This window comes from Tenacibaculum tangerinum (genome assembly GCF_029853675.1).
GTDB lineage: Bacteria > Bacteroidota > Bacteroidia > Flavobacteriales > Flavobacteriaceae > Polaribacter > Polaribacter tangerinum_A.
In genome coordinates this window covers 1,458,192-1,472,329 of record NZ_CP122539.1, presented here as the reverse complement: position 1 = coordinate 1,472,329, position 14,138 = coordinate 1,458,192, and the positions used below count along the sequence as shown (strand labels likewise).

At 37.4% G+C, this 14,138-nt stretch carries 10 protein-coding genes, 2 tRNA genes and 3 rRNA genes; 10 read left to right on the top strand and 5 right to left on the bottom strand.

Annotated features, from left to right (window positions below):
- Positions 1-648: 648 nt before the first annotated feature.
- The 9 genes from P8625_RS06315 (at position 649) to P8625_RS06275 (ending at position 9,475) form a co-directional block, all read left to right on the top strand.
- Positions 649-2,166 (top strand): 16S ribosomal RNA (locus P8625_RS06315).
- Positions 2,167-2,324: 158 nt separating this feature from the next.
- Positions 2,325-2,398: transfer RNA gene (locus P8625_RS06310), tRNA-Ile, on the top strand.
- A 227-nt stretch (positions 2,399-2,625) separates the two neighbouring features.
- Positions 2,626-2,699 (top strand) — tRNA-Ala (locus P8625_RS06305).
- A gap of 267 nt (positions 2,700-2,966) precedes the next feature.
- Positions 2,967-5,840: ribosomal RNA gene (locus P8625_RS06300) — 23S ribosomal RNA — on the top strand.
- 188 nt (positions 5,841-6,028) lie between these two features.
- Positions 6,029-6,137: ribosomal RNA gene (gene rrf, locus P8625_RS06295) — 5S ribosomal RNA — on the top strand.
- The 16S, 23S and 5S rRNA genes sit together here with 2 tRNA genes alongside, the layout of an rRNA operon.
- Positions 6,138-6,508: 371 nt before the next feature.
- Positions 6,509-7,003 carry a hypothetical protein gene (locus P8625_RS06290; RefSeq protein WP_279652621.1) on the top strand — a complete coding sequence of 165 codons (495 nt, stop codon included), beginning with the start codon at positions 6,509-6,511 and terminating at the stop codon, positions 7,001-7,003.
- Positions 7,004-8,728, top strand: a complete 1,725-nt coding sequence (locus P8625_RS06285; RefSeq protein WP_279652620.1) for a tetratricopeptide repeat-containing sensor histidine kinase — start codon at positions 7,004-7,006, stop codon at positions 8,726-8,728.
- Between the two features lie 4 nt (positions 8,729-8,732).
- The gene (locus P8625_RS06280) at positions 8,733-9,197 is read left to right on the top strand and encodes a response regulator (RefSeq protein ID WP_279652619.1); all 465 of its coding nucleotides are present in this window, start codon (positions 8,733-8,735) and stop codon (positions 9,195-9,197) included.
- Complete coding sequence (locus P8625_RS06275) at positions 9,185-9,475, top strand: LytR/AlgR family response regulator transcription factor (RefSeq protein WP_279652618.1); 291 nt, start codon at positions 9,185-9,187, stop codon at positions 9,473-9,475. The genes P8625_RS06280 and P8625_RS06275 overlap by 13 nt, the downstream gene beginning before the upstream one ends.
- 10 nt (positions 9,476-9,485) lie before the next feature.
- On the opposite strand, the gene P8625_RS06270 is transcribed toward P8625_RS06275, so the two are convergent.
- The 3 genes from P8625_RS06270 to P8625_RS06260 all read right to left on the bottom strand — a co-directional run bounded on the left by P8625_RS06270 (position 9,486) and on the right by P8625_RS06260 (position 11,239).
- Entirely contained in the window at positions 9,486-9,755 is a 270-nt protein-coding gene (locus tag P8625_RS06270) for a hypothetical protein (protein ID WP_279652617.1), read from the bottom strand.
- A gap of 5 nt (positions 9,756-9,760) precedes the next feature.
- Complete coding sequence (locus P8625_RS06265) at positions 9,761-10,351, bottom strand: hypothetical protein (RefSeq protein ID WP_279652616.1); 591 nt, start codon at positions 10,349-10,351, stop codon at positions 9,761-9,763.
- A 129-nt stretch (positions 10,352-10,480) separates the two neighbouring features.
- Positions 10,481-11,239: a hypothetical protein gene (locus P8625_RS06260; RefSeq protein WP_279652615.1), complete on the bottom strand. Its 759-nt coding sequence runs from the start codon at positions 11,237-11,239 to the stop codon at positions 10,481-10,483.
- Positions 11,240-11,490: 251 nt separating this feature from the next.
- Here P8625_RS06260 and guaB point away from each other — a divergent pair, with 251 nt between their 5' ends.
- On the top strand, positions 11,491-12,966 hold the full coding sequence (guaB, locus tag P8625_RS06255; protein ID WP_279652614.1) for an IMP dehydrogenase: 1,476 nt from the start codon (positions 11,491-11,493) through the stop codon (positions 12,964-12,966).
- A gap of 273 nt (positions 12,967-13,239) precedes the next feature.
- On the opposite strand, the gene P8625_RS06250 is transcribed toward guaB, so the two are convergent.
- On the bottom strand, positions 13,240-13,872 hold the full coding sequence (locus P8625_RS06250; protein ID WP_279652613.1) for a YceI family protein: 633 nt from the start codon (positions 13,870-13,872) through the stop codon (positions 13,240-13,242).
- Between the two features lie 5 nt (positions 13,873-13,877).
- Positions 13,878-14,138 carry an acyl-CoA-binding protein gene (locus P8625_RS06245; RefSeq protein ID WP_279652612.1) on the bottom strand — a complete coding sequence of 87 codons (261 nt, stop codon included), beginning with the start codon at positions 14,136-14,138 and terminating at the stop codon, positions 13,878-13,880.

The following is a 14,138-nucleotide window of genomic DNA, read 5'->3' as shown; positions in this document are numbered from 1 at the left end:
ATTTCCTCATTATCTCATTACAAATAGCCAACAGCTAAGAGCTAACAACTAAGAGCTAACTTCCAACAGCCAACAAACAGCAACATCTTTATATATAAACAGTTACAAAAAAGGTTTTAAAAAAGTTTAAAAAACTCATTGTTGATAAGGAAAAGGGTTCTATATTTGCACCCGCAAACGGAAAAGCGGTATGCATAGAAGTTAGCGACAGTTCATAGGAATAGGGTATAGAAAAAGGATAAAAAAAGTTTAGCATTTTCTTGCATAGTAGTTCGTAAAGTAAGTATCTTTGCAATCCTGTTTTTTTAGGGACTGAGTTCATTAAAATAGTGCGGTAGTATAAACGAGAAAAAAACTTAAAAAAGTTTTTGTCAGAATAAAAATAGTTTATATATTTGCATCCGCTTTTAGAGAGCGGTATAGATAAAGAAATTTTGGAAGGCATAAAGCCACTAGTTCGATTCTAGTATTTCTACAAAAGGTTTGTTAAAGATACAAATTTAAGTTTGTTATTAGCGACGAGCCAAGTTCATTGAAAAATATTGAAATTGACAGCGTAATTAAAGAGTAGAATTACCACAGAAAGTTTAAGAGATTAGGTTTTCGTAAATTCTTTTGGAACTTAACATTTATAATATTAAAGATTATACAATGAAGAGTTTGATCCTGGCTCAGGATGAACGCTAGCGGCAGGCTTAACACATGCAAGTCGAGGGGCAGCATTTCTTTCGGGAAGATGGCGACCGGCGAACGGGTGCGTAACGCGTATAGAATCTGCCTTGTACAGGAGGATAGCCTTTAGAAATGAAGATTAATACTCCATGGTATAGAGAAGTGGCATCACTTTTTTATTAAAGATTTATCGGTACAAGATGACTATGCGTCCTATTAGCTAGATGGTAAGGTAACGGCTTACCATGGCAACGATAGGTAGGGGGTCTGAGAGGATTATCCCCCACACTGGTACTGAGACACGGACCAGACTCCTACGGGAGGCAGCAGTGAGGAATATTGGTCAATGGAGGCAACTCTGAACCAGCCATGCCGCGTGCAGGAAGACTGCCCTATGGGTTGTAAACTGCTTTTATACGGGAAGAAACGTAGCTACGTGTAGTTATTTGACGGTACCGTAAGAATAAGCACCGGCTAACTCCGTGCCAGCAGCCGCGGTAATACGGAGGGTGCAAGCGTTATCCGGAATCATTGGGTTTAAAGGGTCCGCAGGCGGTCAATTAAGTCAGAGGTGAAATCCCATAGCTTAACTATGGAACTGCCTTTGATACTGGTTGACTTGAGTTATACGGAAGTAGATAGAATAAGTAGTGTAGCGGTGAAATGCATAGATATTACTTAGAATACCGATTGCGAAGGCAGTCTACTACGTATATACTGACGCTCATGGACGAAAGCGTGGGGAGCGAACAGGATTAGATACCCTGGTAGTCCACGCCGTAAACGATGGACACTAGTTGTTGGGTTTAGGCTCAGTGACTAAGCGAAAGTGATAAGTGTCCCACCTGGGGAGTACGATCGCAAGATTGAAACTCAAAGGAATTGACGGGGGCCCGCACAAGCGGTGGAGCATGTGGTTTAATTCGATGATACGCGAGGAACCTTACCAGGGCTTAAATGTAGAGTGACAGGGGTAGAGATACCTTTTTCTTCGGACACTTTACAAGGTGCTGCATGGTTGTCGTCAGCTCGTGCCGTGAGGTGTCAGGTTAAGTCCTATAACGAGCGCAACCCTTATCGTTAGTTGCTAGCAGGTAAAGCTGAGGACTCTAGCGAGACTGCCGGTGCAAACCGCGAGGAAGGTGGGGATGACGTCAAATCATCACGGCCCTTACGTCCTGGGCTACACACGTGCTACAATGGTATGGACAATGAGCAGCCACTATGCGAATAGGAGCGAATCTATAAACCATATCACAGTTCGGATCGGAGTCTGCAACTCGACTCCGTGAAGCTGGAATCGCTAGTAATCGGATATCAGCCATGATCCGGTGAATACGTTCCCGGGCCTTGTACACACCGCCCGTCAAGCCATGGAAGCTGGGGGTGCCTGAAGTCGGTTACCGAGAGGAGCTGCCTAGGGTAAAACTGGTAACTAGGGCTAAGTCGTAACAAGGTAGCCGTACCGGAAGGTGCGGCTGGAACACCTCCTTTCTAGAGAAAGATGGTGAGTTACAATAGAGGTACATTTTACTCTTTTGCTGTTAATTTTAAAGAAATAGACTAAGATCTTAAGTTAGTTGTTAGTTGATAGTTTTTGGTTGTTAGTATTGGTACTAATATCTGAGAATTACAAGCTAAGGGCTAAAAAAAGTCTCGTAGCTCAGCTGGTTAGAGCGCTACACTGATAATGTAGAGGTCGGCAGTTCGAGTCTGCCCGAGACTACTTAATAGTCGAGACAGACGAGAAGTTTATCCCGAGCGTAGCCGAGGGGAGTCTGCCCGAGACTACAATTTATTGAAAGATTTAAGAATTCAAAGATTGAAAGATTAAAGGATTTAAAAATTCAAAGATTGAATAGTAGATTTAAGATATTTAGTTAAGAAAGGAAATTCTAGGAGCTAGGGAATTCTAAATTCGTAATTCTGAATTCATAATTCTGAATTTCAAATGGGGGATTAGCTCAGCTGGCTAGAGCGCTTGCCTTGCACGCAAGAGGTCATCGGTTCGACTCCGATATTCTCCACGAGGCAGTGCCTCGAGACAATACACATTGTTTCAGAGTACTGCACGAATTGCGCTGATAATACTTATCAGTGGCGATTCGCCACGTTCATTGACATATTGGTAAAATGATATCGTAAAGAATCAAGATAGAGCGTTAGATTAATAATCTAACAAGATATTTTTTATAAGAATCAAGATTTAAGATTTTAATTATTGAATAGTTCAATTTTTAAATTTTTAAATATATAAAGAGCTCGTTGTAGTAGAGATACTACAGCAAAAAGTACAATAAGCTAAATAAGGGCGTATGGAGGATGCCTAGGCTTTCAGAGGCGAAGAAGGACGTGATAAGCTGCGATAAGCTACGGTGAGGGGCACATACCTATTGATCCGTAGATTTCCGAATGGGGCAACCCAATACATTGAAGATGTATTACCACGTAAGTGGGGCGAACCTGGTGAACTGAAACATCTAAGTAACCAGAGGAAGAGAAAACAAAAGTGATTCCGTTAGTAGTGGCGAGCGAACGCGGATTAGCCCAAACCAATATTGTTACGGCAATATTGGGGTTGTAGGGCTGCGACATTAGAATCTAAGAGAACTAGAATCGTTTGGAAAGACGAACCATAGAGAGTGATAGTCTCGTAAAGGTAATCGAAGAGGATATAGCAGTACCCTGAGTAGTGCGGGACACGAGTAATCCTGTATGAATCTGCCGGGACCATCCGGTAAGGCTAAATACTCCTGAAAGACCGATAGTGAACTAGTACCGTGAGGGAAAGGTGAAAAGAACCCTAAGTAAGGGAGTGAAATAGAACCTGAAACCGTACGCCTACAAGCGGTCGAAGCACATTTACTGTGTGACGGCGTGCCTTTTGCATAATGAGCCTACGAGTTACTGTTACTAGCAAGGTTAAGCACTTCAGGTGTGCAGCCGCAGCGAAAGCGAGTCTGAATAGGGCGCTATAGTTAGTAGTAGTAGACGCGAAACCGAGTGATCTACCCATGGGCAGGTTGAAGCTGTGGTAACACACCGTGGAGGACCGAACCAGTTGACGTTGAAAAGTCTTTGGATGACCTGTGGGTAGGGGTGAAAGGCCAATCAAACTCGGAAATAGCTCGTACTCCCCGAAATGCATTTAGGTGCAGCGTTGATTAAGAGTTTTATAGAGGTAGAGCTACTGATTGGATGCGGGGGCTTCACCGCCTACCAATTCCTGACAAACTCCGAATGCTATAAAATGTTTATCAGCAGTGAGGGCATGGGTGCTAAGGTCCATGTCCGAGAGGGAAAGAACCCAGACCATCAGCTAAGGTCCCCAAATATATGTTAAGTTGAAGAAACGAGGTTTGACTGCCCAGACAGCTAGGATGTTGGCTTGGAAGCAGCCATTCATTTAAAGAGTGCGTAACAGCTCACTAGTCGAGCGGTCGAGCATGGATAATAATCGGGCATAAACATATTACCGAAGCTATGGACTTATATAAGTGGTAGGGGAGCATTCTATATGTGTAGAAGGTTTACTGTGAGGTATGCTGGAACGTATAGAAAAGAAAATGTAGGCATAAGTAACGATAAAGGGGGCGAGAAACCCCCTCACCGAAAGACTAAGGTTTCCTCAGCGATGCTAATCAGCTGAGGGTTAGTCGGGACCTAAGGCGAATCCGAAGGGAGTAGTCGATGGACAACAGGTTAATATTCCTGTACTTCTTATAAATGCGATGGGGTGACGGAGTAATGAAAGCACCGCGAACTGACGGAATAGTTCGTTGAAGTATGTAGGTATTAGATTTGTAGGCAAATCCGCAGATCTAGCTGAAGTACGATAGTACCACAAGTCTTCGGATGCGTGGATAGTGTGCCTAAAGGCTTCCAAGAAAACCCTCTAAGCTTCAGTTTATAAGAACCCGTACCGTAAACCGACACAGGTAGTTGGGATGAGAATTCTAAGGTGCTCGAGAGATTCATGGCTAAGGAACTAGGCAAAATAGACTCGTAACTTCGGGAGAAGAGTCGCCAACAGCAATGTTGGCCGCAGTGAAAAGATCCAGGCGACTGTTTATCAAAAACACAGGGCTTTGCTAAATTGAAAGATGATGTATAAGGCCTGACACCTGCCCGGTGCTGGAAGGTTAAGTGGAGTTGTTAGTAGCAATACGAAGCAATCAAATGAAGCCCCAGTAAACGGCGGCCGTAACTATAACGGTCCTAAGGTAGCGAAATTCCTTGTCGGGTAAGTTCCGACCTGCACGAATGGTGCAACGATCTGGATACTGTCTCAGCCATGAGCTCGGTGAAATTGTAGTATCGGTGAAGATGCCGATTACCCGCAGCGGGACGAAAAGACCCCGTGAACCTTTACTATAGCTTCGTATTGACTTTGGATAAGTAATGTGTAGGATAGGTGGGAGACTATGAAGCGGCGTCGCTAGGCGTTGTGGAGTCATCCTTGAAATACCACCCTTTGCTTATCTAGAGCCTAACTCAGCAATGAGAACAGTGCGTGGTGGGTAGTTTGACTGGGGTGGTCGCCTCCAAAAGAGTAACGGAGGCTTCTAAAGGTTCCCTCAGCACGCTTGGTAACCGTGCGTAGAGTGCAATGGCATAAGGGAGCTTGACTGAGAGACATACAGGTCGATCAGGTACGAAAGTAGAGCATAGTGATCCGGTGGTTCCGCATGGAAGGGCCATCGCTCAAAGGATAAAAGGTACTCCGGGGATAACAGGCTGATCTCCCCCAAGAGCTCACATCGACGGGGGGGTTTGGCACCTCGATGTCGGCTCGTCACATCCTGGGGCTGGAGAAGGTCCCAAGGGTTGGGCTGTTCGCCCATTAAAGTGGCACGCGAGCTGGGTTCAGAACGTCGTGAGACAGTTCGGTCTCTATCTGCTGTGGGCGTTAGAAATTTGAGTGGATCTGACTTTAGTACGAGAGGACCGAGTTGGACTGACCTCTAGTGTATCTGTTGTCTCGCCAGGGGCACTGCAGAGTAGCTACGTCGGGAAGGGATAAGCGCTGAAAGCATATAAGCGCGAAACCCACCACAAGATGAGATTTCTTTAAAGGGTCGTGGAAGATCACCACGTTGATAGGCTATAGGTGTAAGTGCAGTAATGTATGTAGCCGAGTAGTACTAATAACCCATAGGCTTATGTATAAAGCCTCCCCCTTTTTTGTAAAGGAAGGGGGAGCGAAACTCTTTGATAATTTATGATATGATTTTACTAGTATGTTAACTTATAAGCAGCGAAAGAGCTGCAGTTGAAAAGTTAGGTAGTTAAAAGTTAAAAAGTTAGTAGATAACTTTTACACTTTATAAACCAAGAAACTTTCCAACTCAAAACTTAAGGTGATTATCGCAATGGGGCTCACCTCTTACCATTCCGAACAGAGAAGTTAAGCCCATTAGCGCCGATGGTACTGCCACTGGTGGGAGAGTAGGTCGTCGCCTTTCTTTAAAAACAAACCTCAATCTTTAATAGATTGAGGTTTTTTTATGACTTTATCTAGCTAAATTCTACATTAGAGTAGATAATAAATAATAATTCTAGTAGTAAATTTTTAATACATCTATGTAGAAATCCAACTCTTTTTTTAATCAACATTTATTTCAATTTTAACTCAACTTCTAGAATTCATTCCATTAAAGGATCTCTATTAGAAAGAAATTAACAAAACCATTGATAGCAGTTACACTCTAAAAAAGTACAGGAACTATAAAAATATAAGCTTCTCTGTAGCTACCGTAAATTATCAATAAACTATTTTTTCTTTTCTTTTTATAATTGTACTTTTAACGTACTAATCAAATAAAAGAAAAACAACATGAACAATTCAAATCCAGTAAGTGTTAACGGAGTTACGTTAACTTTAGAAGATTTTAAAAAGTTAAATATTAACATTGCTGCTGCAGATATAGCAAGCGGACCTTTAACGAATATTTCTTCTAGTGAAATGACGGGAACCACTACCTATACGGTGACGGCAGTGGCATACATTCCTTCGAATCAACTCAATCCAGTAAGTAACCAAAGTGGATTACCACTTCAAAAAGATGATATTTACTTAAACTACTACGGAGTAATCAATGTGAATGTTTTAGATAAAAATGGAAATCCAGTTACCTATTCTTGTAGAGATTTTAGAGTGGAGTTTAATTGTGATGAAATAGCCGACACCTACGATTTATATTATGTACAGTTTACCTATACTTTAGAGGAAGGTACCGAACCCGTGGATATGATTTATGTACGCGACGATAACGAAGACCCTGAAACAGATAGGGGGACTGTAAGTGTGCCTACAACTGGAGGTCAATAAATGAAACATTTAATATCCATTAGTTTTTTTCTTTATTTTTTTATAGGTTATTCACAAATCAATGAAAAAAAGGAGAGTGAGTTAGAAAAATTACATAAAAGAATAGAGGAGATATGTGCTGAATCTAAAGAAAAAGCTTTCTGCAAAGCTTTTTCTTTTTATAAAGAGAGAAATTACGACTCTTGTTATGTATATAGTAGTTTAGGGTTTAAAGAAGTCAATGATATTGAGAAAAAAAATATTTTAAACTATATTCAAGGAGTAAGCGCTCTAAATAAAGGTTTTTTTAAGAAGGCTCTAAGAAATATTGAATTTATTTCAGATAGTTGTCAATTTATTGGTTTAAAAAATTTAAAAAAAGGAAGAATTTATCTTGAATTAAAGAATTTTAAAGAAGCTCTCTATTACTATAAAGAATGGGAAAAAAGTAACGGATTAAAGGATTCTGATTTAGAAAAAAAAGCTTATCACAATATAGGAGTTTGTTTAATGCATATGAAAGAATATGGTGAAGCAAAAATATATTTTTCAAAGGAACTAGAAATTATAGAAGTAAGAGATACGGCTGCTTTGATAAGAACTAAAATAGATTTAGCAAATGTCTATTATAATCAATATTTAGACGATGAAGCAATTCCGTTATTTAAAGAAGCTTATGAATTAGCAAAGATATTTTCTGATGTTGAGCTAAAACAATATACTGCCAAAAACATGGCGGTTGTGGAGAAGAATCGAAAAAACTACCAAAAAAGTGTAGACTATTATGTAGAATACGGTCGTTGGAAAGATTCTATTTGGAACCGTGATAAAATTTGGGAGCTGACCGAAAAAGATAAACAATTAGCGGTAGCGCAAAAGCAACAAGAAATTGTCTTACAAGAAGAACAGCTAAAGCGTCAGGCAGTAGTGCAAAAGAGTTTGGTCATAGGAGCTTCGGGTTTATTAGTTTTTTTGGGCTTTTTAGGGTATTTTTATAAGAAATTACAAGGTAAAAACAAGTTAATTACCCAACAAAAAGAGGCGTTAAACATAGCGAACAAAACCAAAGATTATTTGTTTTCGGTAGTGTCTCACGATTTACGTTCACCTATCAATACTATTAAAAGACAACACGAAAAGTTAAAGCGACAATTAAAAAACAAGGAGTACGATGCGGTAAATGAAACGACTAACAATGCCATTGCTTTAACAGAAAGCACCAGTCATTTGTTAAACAACGTGCTACACTGGTCGTTAGAGCAAAACAATCAGTTATCGTTTAAAGCAGAAGAATATCCTCTAAAACCCCTGGTAGAACAGGCGGTGTATAACTTTGAGGAAATTGCCGAAGCGAAAAATATTGCGTTAACTACTTTGTTGGAACCTAGTATTTTAGTTAAAGCTGACAAAGAGTCCTTAAAAATAGTGTTGAGAAACTTGTTAGACAATGCCCTAAAATATACCGAAGAAAATGGTACAATAGCGGTGAAAACCTATAGTGATTCTGAGGAGTTTAGTACGGTTGAAATCAAAGACACAGGCTTCGGAATTTCAGAAGAAAAACTAGCAAAAATTAAAGGCTTGGAGGACTTGAGCATCGATAAAATTAACCGATCTGAAGGGGTGGGGTTAGGAATGTTACTATGTCAAACACTAATTAAAAAAAATAACGGAAAATTACTCATTGATAGTGAGTTGGGAGTGGGGACTACCATAAAAATTTTATTACCCAATGCAAGTGCATAAAAGTATGAATAAACTACAATTACTACTGTTAGAAGATTTGGAAGAAGAAGCCTTAGAATTGTCTTCTTTCCTTGAAGAGAATGATTACGAAGTATCATTAGCAAACAATGCCGTAGAAGCAGAAAAATTAATTAGAAATAGGTTTTTCGACGTCATTATATTAGATATTATGATTAACGGAAGACCAGACGGAATTTCGTTGGCACACCGCTTGAATAAAGAAGGAATTAATGTGCCTTTTTTATTTTTAACAAGCATGCAAGGAAAAGAAATTTTCGATGAAGCTAAACTAACGAATCCATTAATATATCTTTTAAAACCGTATAACAAACTAGAACTATTGTTTTCTCTAGAATTAGCGATAGAATCTTGTTATCAACAAAATAATAGTATTAGCTTAGCATCTGATAATGCGGTGTTGAGTCCTGCTTTTTTATTCGTAAAGAAAAAAGAAGTGTGGTTAAAGTAGATGTAGCTACTATTAATTATATAGAAGTTAAAGAAAAATATTGCAGTCTTATTTGCGATTCAGGGAACTACTTGATAAAGTTATCGTTAACCAAGTTAAAAGACATGTTGTCTAATCCCGATTTTAGACAAGTACACAGAAATTACTTGGTAAACATAAAGAAAATCAAAGAGATTTACTTTGAAGATAATCTTATAATTCTAGATAGCGGGGATAAAATTCTTTTTAGTGAACGCTACAAAACAGCTTTTATAAAAGACAACCCTATTTTTAGATAAACTATTTTTTCTATATTATTTTAGATACCAAACTAATAATAAAGCTAAAGCCATTTTCGATGTTTGAGATAGCTTTTGCTTTTTCATTGTTATCAATAGTAGTGTCATTAACCAATTTTAGCGTTTTTACCGCATTGGCGTTGGTAATCTTACTTTCCTTTATAAAGGCATCTACCTCACTAATTTTTAGGTTTGTTAAACTAGCTAATTGTGCATTAAACTCGCTGTCTGTTTGTGATGCCGCTTCTTGAGCAATTTTATTCCAATCTACAGAATTCATATTAATTATTTTTGGTTAATTACTTTTTCAATTGAGATTAATTTATCGAGTGTATTTCCTGTTTTTTCTATACTCTGATTTATGGTGTTTTCTACTTTTTTAACATCCACCCGATCACCTGTCAGCTTATCAATAGCCATCAAAGCATCACTTTCAGTAGACTTTATTTTAACTACAGAATTCAAAAGGTTTTGAAGTGAAGAGGAGGCACTGCTATACACATCATAGTTAGAGTTCAGCTGCTTTAAAATATCTTGTCTTTGTACATCTAAAACACCTTGTAGTGAATCTTTTTTATGGTTAATTATCGGAATAATACTACTAAGAATATAGGGTAATTCCTTCTTATAATCTATAGAATCGGGTAACAAGTCTTCATATTTTTTTAATAAAGTAGGCGTATATTTATTTTCAATAAATAAATTTATTTTTTCTTTTCGTTCATCAAAAAGACGGTTGACTAAAGACACGTTTAGCTGATGCATATTGTCAGCCTCTTCAATTACTTCTTTGGTTAGTGTTATTGTAGAACTTGGAACACTAGCGCAAGACAGCAGCAAAATGCTAAAAATAATATAAATGTAAAAGTACTTCATAAGTATATTTTAAATTAAAAACAGGCTGCAGTGAGAGTAAGCTAAGTTTGATTGTTACTAAGTAAGCGATTATTCAATTTATAAACAAAAAACAACCTGTTTATTTTTATGTGAGTTTAAGTAATAGTATTAATTAGATTTTGATACAATAAAAATGGATTTAATCCGATCTATAATTCCTTGTAGAATACTGAAAATTGCTTCTGACGAAAACCCTCCAATCAAGGCTAAAATTCCTTTATTAAATAGGTTTATACCTTCAGGTTTACTAGAGTAAAAAGAAATGATTTCCGACATGATAAGTCCTGCAATAATTCCAAGAACAACTTGGGCAAAATAAGAAATAGATTCTTCTGAAACCATGGTAGACTCTTTAATAGAATCACTCACTTTTTTTAACAAATAGAACACAACACCCAAACCAGATACAGAAGCCAAAAAAGAAAGGTTTAAAAGCAGTGACATTCCTGAGTTATTCATCAGACCTTTATCTAAAGAGTCGTTATTAACATTAGGAGACAATGCAGTAACAACGAATAAAATCAAAAAGAAAAGTGCTAAAAAAACCAAGTTTCTAACGATTGGAAGCTTGCCAAATATTGATTTTTTCTCTCCGCTAGTACGTAGTTTTTTGGTGTATTCTATAGATTTTGGAGTGGCTGGTGCAATATTTTTAACTAAAATATTGTGCGCATTTATCAAGTCGCTCAAATCCTTGCTTTCAATCAAAGAGTTTACCTCTGTATTAATTACAATACCATTATATATGGCATACGATAACATATTATTAATTTCGGTAATTAACTCTTTAGATACCCTCGGATACACTTCATTGGGCGTAGTAATAGAAGTAACCGTACTCTCTTTTTTTAGAACATTATTTTCCATGAATTGTCATAATTTAGTAACTGAAATTTTCAGAATAGTACACTAAAATTAACAATCCTTTTAAAGGAATAGCACAACAAAATCCTAGGCGTGCAAAACTTGACTATAAACGTTCTTCTTAAAAGATTAAAAACCCAAAAAACAAATTTATAAGAAGAAAAAAATAGGGGACTAAAAATTAAAGATTGTTTTTGTATTATTTATAGTATATTTGCATGCAATTAATTAACAACACACTAAATTGATTGCACATGCAAGCTCATCAAGATAAAATAGTAGGAGAAGGACTAACGTATGATGACGTTTTACTAGTACCTGCTTATTCGGAAGTACTTCCAAGAGAAGTTTCAATTCAAACAAAATTTACAAGAAATATTACCATCAATGTTCCTATTGTATCTGCAGCTATGGATACGGTAACTGAATCTGCAATGGCAATCGCTATTGCTAGAGAAGGAGGAATAGGAGTATTGCATAAAAATATGTCGATTGCCCAACAAGCTCAAGAAGTTCGTAAGGTAAAACGCGCGGAGAGTGGAATGATAATCGACCCAATTACGTTATCGCTAAATGCGGTTGTTATAGATGCAAAACAAGCCATGCGTGAACATAAAATTGGAGGCATACCGATTGTAGATGAGGCAGGAAAATTACTAGGAATTGTAACGAATCGTGATTTACGCTTCGAAAAAAATAATGAACGTCCTATCGTTGAAGTTATGACATCTGAAAATTTGGTAACCGTAGCGGAAGGGACTTCATTACAAGATGCGGAGGTTATCTTACAAGAAAATAAGATTGAAAAATTGCCAGTTGTTAATGATGATGATAAGCTAGTTGGATTAATTACCTTCAGAGATATAACCAAGTTAACGCAAAAACCAATAGCTAATAAAGATTCTTACGGACGTTTGCGTGTTGCTGCTGCATTGGGTGTAACACACGATGCGGTTGATAGAGCAGAAGCATTGGTAAAATCGGGAGTAGACGCCGTAATTATCGATACAGCACACGGACATACTCAAGGAGTCGTTTCCGTATTAAAACAGGTAAAAGCAAAATTCCCAAAATTAGATGTTGTAGTAGGTAATATTGCCACACCAGAAGCAGCAAAATATTTAGTAGAAGCAGGAGCAGATGCGATAAAAGTAGGAATAGGACCAGGGTCTATTTGTACAACTCGTGTGGTAGCAGGAGTAGGATTCCCCCAATTTTCAGCAGTTTTAGAAGTGGCTGCAGCCATTAAAGGAAGTGGGGTGCCAGTAATTGCCGATGGTGGTATTCGCTACACAGGAGACATTCCAAAAGCAGTTGCGGCAGGAGCTGATTGTGTAATGTTAGGATCACTATTAGCAGGAACTAAAGAATCGCCAGGAGAAACCATTATTTACGAAGGAAGAAAATTCAAATCATATCGTGGAATGGGATCTGTAGAAGCGATGAGACAAGGCTCTAAAGATCGTTATTTCCAAGATGTGGAAGACGATATTAAAAAATTGGTTCCAGAAGGAATTGTAGGGCGTGTTCCTTACAAAGGAGAATTGCAAGAAAGTATCCATCAGTTTGTTGGAGGGTTACGTGCTGGGATGGGGTACTGCGGAGCAAAAGATATTGAGACTTTAAAGAACAATGGTAAGTTTGTTCGTATCACAGCAAGTGGAATTAATGAGAGTCACCCACATGATGTGGCCATAACCAAAGAAGCACCCAATTATAGTAGACGATAAACTTAACATTTATTAAACCTAGTAGTTAGGTAAAACATAAAAAACAATGCGCTGTTGAAACAATTTCAAGAGCGTTTTTTTGTTAGAGTGTTTTAGTTATACCAGAAAGTTTGATTAATAGTCTGTATTTTTAGTACAATCTAAAATTTTGTATAAATAGAAAACTCGTAAGCTAATACATAATAAAAATACATTGAAGTTAACTTCAATGCATTTAAAATTAATATCATTAACCGTGTATCTATTTTAGAACACCACTATACTAGTCTATTTTTATTTAAAAACAGAGGTAATGTTTAAAGCTACTTCGTCCCAAGTTTTAGAAACCCCATCAGCACCTTTGTGTAAATCTTTACAAGCAGTGTTTAACGAACTTAACGCTTCTTCAGCTTGCCAGTCGGTAATTTTCATTGTGGTGTTTAGGTTAAACGTTTTTTCATTTAAAGTGTACTTAAAAGGAAGTTTTTTGGTAACACCATTCATAGTTAAGTTAGCATATCCTAAAGAATCATTTTCTAAGACTAACTTTCCTGAAAGCAATTCTGTTTGATCCATTACCCCAAAGAAAAATTTTCTAATTTTGAAATCTCTACTGGTATCTTTTGTAAAAACACTACTTACAGGAATAGAAAATTCAGCATTATGAATAGCTTCTTTAGCTGTGCTAGCCTCACCACCTGCTGTAATAGTTACCTTTTGAAATTCTCCTTTTACAGGTACTTTTTCAGAAGTTTTATATGCAGTCCAGTTTATTGAATTATCAGCATCTTGTAGTACAAATGCAGCTTTTTTTTCGGTGGTAACTTCTTGGTTGGTAGTTTCTGTTTCTTTTTTTGCTTCTGATTTACAAGAAATTATTTGAAAAGCTGTAAAACAGATAGCTAAAGAATAAATAATTTTTTTCATGAGATTTATTTTATAATTGAATTTACTAGTTTGATGTATTCTTTTTTTGCTTCGTGCTCTTCCATACCTCTTAGTTGCATCCAAGCATTAAATTTGAAAGCATTTCGTATATCGCTGTTATCATTAAAAGTAAATCGATCTCCCTTTACAGCTTGTTTGTAGTAAGCATATAGCCTTAGCATAACATCGGGAGGAAGTTTTTCCTCTAATTCAGATGCTATTTTATAAGCTTCTTTAAATTTAAAATCTAAATCATCTTCTTCCAT

Bases quoted from the DNA above. Each gene is read 5' to 3' on its own strand.
- P8625_RS06280 (WP_279652619.1), top strand. From the start codon at position 8,733: ATGAATAAACTACAATTACTACTGTTAGAAGATTTGGAAGAAGAAGCC.
- P8625_RS06250 (WP_279652613.1), bottom strand. From the start codon at position 13,872: ATGAAAAAAATTATTTATTCTTTAGCTATCTGTTTTACAGCTTTTCAA.
- P8625_RS06270 (WP_279652617.1), bottom strand. From the start codon at position 9,755: ATGAATTCTGTAGATTGGAATAAAATTGCTCAAGAAGCGGCATCACAA.
- P8625_RS06285 (WP_279652620.1), top strand. From the start codon at position 7,004: ATGAAACATTTAATATCCATTAGTTTTTTTCTTTATTTTTTTATAGGT.
- P8625_RS06265 (WP_279652616.1), bottom strand. From the start codon at position 10,351: ATGAAGTACTTTTACATTTATATTATTTTTAGCATTTTGCTGCTGTCT.
- guaB (WP_279652614.1), top strand. From the start codon at position 11,491: ATGCAAGCTCATCAAGATAAAATAGTAGGAGAAGGACTAACGTATGAT.
- P8625_RS06260 (WP_279652615.1), bottom strand. From the start codon at position 11,239: ATGGAAAATAATGTTCTAAAAAAAGAGAGTACGGTTACTTCTATTACT.
- P8625_RS06245 (WP_279652612.1), bottom strand. From the start codon at position 14,138: ATGGAAGAAGATGATTTAGATTTTAAATTTAAAGAAGCTTATAAAATA.
- P8625_RS06290 (WP_279652621.1), top strand. From the start codon at position 6,509: ATGAACAATTCAAATCCAGTAAGTGTTAACGGAGTTACGTTAACTTTA.